The following is a 5,633-nucleotide window of genomic DNA, read 5'->3' as shown; positions in this document are numbered from 1 at the left end:
GTAAACGCAGAAACCCCACCTTTTTGGGGTGGGGTTTCTGTTTGCTGCGGGGGAGCCTGACGATTACCTACTTTCACACGGGTAATCCGCACTATCATCGGCGTGGAGTCGTTTCACGGTCCTGTTCGGGATGGGAAGGGGTGGGACCGACTCGCTATGGTCATCAGGCATGACTTGTTGCTGCACTGCCCGTGGAGCAGTACAGCCAATCTGGAAGAAGTAGTTTCTGGTGATGCTCACCAGGGGTAAAGCGTTGGGCTGTGCTGTTTCTGGCACAACATCGATCTCAACCTGCGTGCTCCCCCCTTCGGGGGTGGGATGCCCGTAAGTGCTGAAGCACTAACGATCATCGCAAAACACACCGGTTATAGGATCAAGCCTTACGGGCAATTAGTATCAGTTAGCTTAACGCATTACTGCGCTTCCACACCTGACCTATCAACGTCCTGGTCTTGAACGACCCTTCAAGGGGCTCGAAGCCCCGGGGATATCTCATCTTAAGGCGAGTTTCCCGCTTAGATGCTTTCAGCGGTTATCTCTTCCGAACATAGCTACCCGGCGATGCCACTGGCGTGACAACCGGTACACCAGAGGTTCGTCCACTCCGGTCCTCTCGTACTAGGAGCAGCCCCCTTCAAATATCCAGCGCCCACGGCAGATAGGGACCAAACTGTCTCACGACGTTTTAAACCCAGCTCACGTACCTCTTTAAATGGCGAACAGCCATACCCTTGGGACCGGCTACAGCCCCAGGATGAGATGAGCCGACATCGAGGTGCCAAACACCGCCGTCGATATGAACTCTTGGGCGGTATCAGCCTGTTATCCCCAGAGTACCTTTTATCCGTTGAGCGATGGCCCTTCCATACAGAACCACCGGATCACTATGACCTGCTTTCGCACCTGCTCGACTTGTCGGTCTCGCAGTTAAGCACGCTTATGCCATTGCACTATCAGCACGATTTCCGACCGTACCTAGCGTACCTTCGTACTCCTCCGTTACACTTTGGGAGGAGACCGCCCCAGTCAAACTGCCTACCATGCACTGTCCCCAGTCCGGATAACGGACCAAGGTTAGAACCTCAAACAAACCAGGGTGGTATTTCAAGGTCGGCTCCACGCAGACTGGCGTCCACGCTTCAAAGCCTCCCACCTATCCTACACAGATCGGTTCAAAGTCCAATGCAAAGCTACAGTAAAGGTTCATGGGGTCTTTCCGTCTAGCCGCGGGGAGATTGCATCATCACAAACACTTCAACTTCGCTGAGTCTCGGGAGGAGACAGTGTGGCCATCGTTACGCCATTCGTGCAGGTCGGAACTTACCCGACAAGGAATTTCGCTACCTTAGGACCGTTATAGTTACGGCCGCCGTTTACCGGGACTTCAATCAAGAGCTTGCACCCCATCATTTAATCTTCCGGCACCGGGCAGGCGTCACACCCTATACGTCCACTTTCGTGTTTGCAGAGTGCTGTGTTTTTATTAAACAGTCGCAGCCACCAGTTTATTGCAACCCCTTCACCCTTCTGGCGCAGGCCAGTCAAGCTACAGGGGCGTACCTTATCCCGAAGTTACGGTACCAATTTGCCGAGTTCCTTCTCCCGAGTTCTCTCAAGCGCCTTAGAATACTCATCTCGCCCACCTGTGTCGGTTTGCGGTACGGTCTTGTTAAACTGAAGCTTAGAGGCTTTTCTTGGAACCACTTCCAGTTGCTTCTTCACCGAAGTGAATGGCGCCACGCCCTTGAATTGCGCACCCGGATTTGCCTGAGTGCCTTCTCCAACGCAGCGACCGGGACTTCCAACACCCGGACAACCTTCCGCGATCCGTCCCCCCATCGCATTTAACAATGGTGCAGGAATATTAACCTGCTTCCCATCAGCTACGCATTTCTGCCTCGCCTTAGGGGCCGACTCACCCTACGCCGATGAACGTTGCGTAGGAAACCTTGGGCTTACGGCGAGGGGGCCTTTCACCCCCTTTATCGCTACTCATGTCAGCATTCGCACTTCCGATACCTCCAGCGCACTTTTCAATGCACCTTCGCAGGCTTACGGAACGCTCTCCTACCATGCACATAAATGTGCATCCGCAGCTTCGGTATATTGCTTAGCCCCGTTACATCTTCCGCGCAGGACGACTCGATCAGTGAGCTATTACGCTTTCTTTAAAGGATGGCTGCTTCTAAGCCAACCTCCTGACTGTTTTAGCCTTCCCACTTCGTTTCCCACTTAGCAATATTTGGGGACCTTAGCTGGCGGTCTGGGTTGTTTCCCTCTTGACACCGGACGTTAGCACCCGATGTCTGTCTCCCGTGATTGCACTCTTCGGTATTCGGAGTTTGCTATGGCGTAGTAATCCGCAATGGACCCCACAACCATGACAGTGCTCTACCCCCGAAGGTGATACACGAGGCACTACCTAAATAGTTTTCGGAGAGAACCAGCTATTTCCAGGTTTGTTTAGCCTTTCACCCCTATCCACAGCTCATCCCCTAACTTTTCAACGTTAGTGGGTTCGGACCTCCAGTACGTGTTACCGCACCTTCATCCTGGCCATGGATAGATCACCTGGTTTCGGGTCTACACCCAGCGACTGAACGCCCTGTTCGGACTCGCTTTCGCTACGCCTGCCCTAATCGGTTAAGCTTGCCACTGAATGTAAGTCGCTGACCCATTATACAAAAGGTACGCCGTCACCCCCTTGCGAAGGCTCCGACTGTTTGTATGCATGCGGTTTCAGGATCTATTTCACTCCCCTCCCGGGGTTCTTTTCGCCTTTCCCTCACGGTACTGGTTCACTATCGGTCGATCACGAGTATTTAGCCTTGGAGGATGGTCCCCCCATCTTCAGACAGGATTTCACGTGTCCCGCCCTACTTGTCGTACACCCAGTTCTTCCATGCTGTTTTCGTCTACAGGGCTATCACCTGCTATGGCTGCACTTTCCAGAGCATTCGACTAACAGTACGGATAAAGAGTACAGGCTGGTCCCATTTCGCTCGCCACTACTCTGGGAATCTCGGTTGATTTCTTTTCCTGCGGTTACTTAGATGTTTCAGTTCACCGCGTTCGCTTCGCATGACCTATGTATTCAGTCATGGATGACCCATACGGGCCGGGTTTCCCCATTCGGATATCGGTGGATCAAAGCTCGTTTGCCAGCTCCCCACCGCTTTTCGCAGGCTACCGCGTCCTTCATCGCCTGTGATCGCCAAGGCATCCACCACATGCACTTGTTCGCTTGACCCTATAACGGGTGTGTCTCCTGCATGATCCACGGGGAATCATGCGCTCGCCACTCTCGCTACAGGTTGAGTATTCGTGTTGCGCCGTATTCCAAGGCAATCTTTCGATCACCTTTAAAATACATTGATACAATCACAACCCTGATTCACCTACTCACACACCCATCTCTAAGTATGCTTTCGTGAATCTCTTTACTACTTCTTCCTGATTGTTAAAGAACGACAGCCGATATAAAGCTCTGCTTCATATCACTCTGACTGGCTCAATCGCCAATGCCTGTTTCACTACACCGCAAACCTCTTTCAAGGTCCGCCGCAGTAAAACCGGCATTGAGGATTGGTGGAGGATGACGGGATCGAACCGACGACCCCCTGCTTGCAAAGCAGGTGCTCTCCCAGCTGAGCTAATCCCCCAGTCATACACAGATAAAAATCTCTATCCGCACTGCATACCCCGGGATCATCGATCAGCACACCAGACAAGACTTTGGTGGGTCTGGATGGATTCGAACCATCGACCCCCGCCTTATCAAGACGGTGCTCTAACCGACTGAGCTACAGACCCCTGAGTCTGTCCTAGATTTCACAGCCGATAAGCGTGAGCGCTCAACGCGATTGACACGTTAGCTCGAGAAAGGAGGTGATCCAGCCGCACCTTCCGATACGGCTACCTTGTTACGACTTCACCCCAGTCATGAATCCTACCGTGGTGACCGTCCTCCTTGCGGTTAGACTAGCCACTTCTGGTAAAACCCACTCCCATGGTGTGACGGGCGGTGTGTACAAGACCCGGGAACGTATTCACCGCGGCATGCTGATCCGCGATTACTAGCGATTCCAGCTTCACGCACTCGAGTTGCAGAGTGCGATCCGGACTACGATCGGTTTTCTGGGATTGGCTCCCCCTCGCGGGTTGGCGACCCTCTGTTCCGACCATTGTATGACGTGTGAAGCCCTACCCATAAGGGCCATGAGGACTTGACGTCATCCCCACCTTCCTCCGGTTTGTCACCGGCAGTCTCCCTAGAGTGCTCTTGCGTAGCAACTAGGGACAAGGGTTGCGCTCGTTGCGGGACTTAACCCAACATCTCACGACACGAGCTGACGACAGCCATGCAGCACCTGTGTTATGGCTCCCTTTCGGGCACTCCCACCTCTCGGCAGGATTCCATACATGTCAAGGGTAGGTAAGGTTTTTCGCGTTGCATCGAATTAATCCACATCATCCACCGCTTGTGCGGGTCCCCGTCAATTCCTTTGAGTTTTAATCTTGCGACCGTACTCCCCAGGCGGTCAACTTCACGCGTTAGCTACGTTACTAAGGAAATGAATCCCCAACAACTAGTTGACATCGTTTAGGGCGTGGACTACCAGGGTATCTAATCCTGTTTGCTCCCCACGCTTTCGTGCATGAGCGTCAGTATTGGCCCAGGGGGCTGCCTTCGCCATCGGTATTCCTCCACATCTCTACGCATTTCACTGCTACACGTGGAATTCTACCCCCCTCTGCCATACTCTAGCCCGCCAGTCACAAATGCAGTTCCCAGGTTAAGCCCGGGGATTTCACATCTGTCTTAGCGAACCGCCTGCGCACGCTTTACGCCCAGTAATTCCGATTAACGCTTGCACCCTACGTATTACCGCGGCTGCTGGCACGTAGTTAGCCGGTGCTTATTCTTCCGGTACCGTCATCCCCCACGGGTATTAACCACGAGGTTTTCTTTCCGGACAAAAGTGCTTTACAACCCGAAGGCCTTCTTCACACACGCGGCATTGCTGGATCAGGCTTTCGCCCATTGTCCAAAATTCCCCACTGCTGCCTCCCGTAGGAGTCTGGGCCGTGTCTCAGTCCCAGTGTGGCTGGTCGTCCTCTCAGACCAGCTACAGATCGTCGCCTTGGTAGGCCTTTACCCCACCAACTAGCTAATCTGCCATCGGCCGCCCCTGTAGCGCGAGGTCCGAAGATCCCCCGCTTTCATCCACAGATCGTATGCGGTATTAATCCGGCTTTCGCCGGGCTATCCCCCACTACAGGACACGTTCCGATGTATTACTCACCCGTTCGCCACTCGCCACCAGGATTGCTCCCGTGCTGCCGTTCGACTTGCATGTGTAAGGCATGCCGCCAGCGTTCAATCTGAGCCAGGATCAAACTCTTCAGTTCAATACCTGTTACTGTTTTCGGTCCAGTTACGGACCGGTCGCTCACTCAACGTACTGACGATGATTTGATTGCTCAAACCTTCCTCTAATACTGTGTGAGACTTGATACTTTCGCTTGGTCGGCAGACCCCGAAGGACCCACCTCGCGTCGCGCATCAAGCGCCCACACTTATCGGCTGTTAATTTTTAAAGATCGGTTACGCATTCACTACCGGACCGGCA

The 5,633-nt window shown here is 53.4% G+C and carries 2 tRNA genes and 3 rRNA genes; all 5 read right to left on the bottom strand.

Annotated features, from left to right (window positions below):
- Nucleotides 1-54: 54 nt before the first annotated feature.
- Nucleotides 55-168 (bottom strand): 5S ribosomal RNA (gene rrf, locus P0D96_RS47345).
- Nucleotides 169-369: 201 nt separating this feature from the next.
- Nucleotides 370-3,250 (bottom strand): 23S ribosomal RNA (locus P0D96_RS47340).
- Between the two features lie 336 nt (nucleotides 3,251-3,586).
- Nucleotides 3,587-3,662: transfer RNA gene (locus tag P0D96_RS47335), tRNA-Ala, on the bottom strand.
- Nucleotides 3,663-3,736: 74 nt separating this feature from the next.
- Nucleotides 3,737-3,813, bottom strand: a tRNA-Ile gene (locus P0D96_RS47330).
- A gap of 68 nt (nucleotides 3,814-3,881) precedes the next feature.
- Nucleotides 3,882-5,412, bottom strand: a 16S ribosomal RNA gene (locus P0D96_RS47325).
- Together the 16S, 23S and 5S rRNA genes with 2 tRNA genes alongside form the textbook arrangement of a ribosomal RNA operon.
- Nucleotides 5,413-5,633: the final 221 nt, after the last annotated feature.

Source organism: Paraburkholderia sp. RL17-347-BIC-D (genome assembly GCF_046027915.1).
GTDB lineage: Bacteria > Pseudomonadota > Gammaproteobacteria > Burkholderiales > Burkholderiaceae > Paraburkholderia.
Note: the sequence above shows the minus strand (reverse complement) of the source record. Positions and strands in the feature narration are given on the sequence as shown.